Raw genomic sequence first — 263 nt, forward strand, 5'->3', positions numbered from 1 at the left:
GTCTTCCACTTCCTGATCGGCGTCTTCGCCTACATGGGCCGCGAGTGGGAACTCTCCTACCGCCTCGGCATGCGCCCCTGGATCTGCGTCGCCTACTCCGCCCCCGTGGCGGCCGCCAGCGCCGTGTTCCTGATCTACCCCTTCGGTCAGGGTTCCTTCTCCGACGGCATGCCCCTCGGCATCAGCGGCACCTTCAACTACATGCTGGTGTTCCAGGCTGAGCACAACATCCTGATGCACCCCTTCCACATGCTGGGTGTGGC

At 64.3% G+C, this 263-nt stretch carries 1 pseudogene; it reads left to right on the top strand.

The features are described 5' to 3' along the window. Positions 1-263: pseudogene (locus KUG38_RS16645) on the top strand (photosystem II q(b) protein); the annotation flags it as partial.

It is taken from the genome of Synechococcus sp. CCAP 1479/9 (assembly GCF_019038535.1).
Taxonomy (GTDB): domain Bacteria; phylum Cyanobacteriota; class Cyanobacteriia; order PCC-6307; family Cyanobiaceae; genus Cyanobium.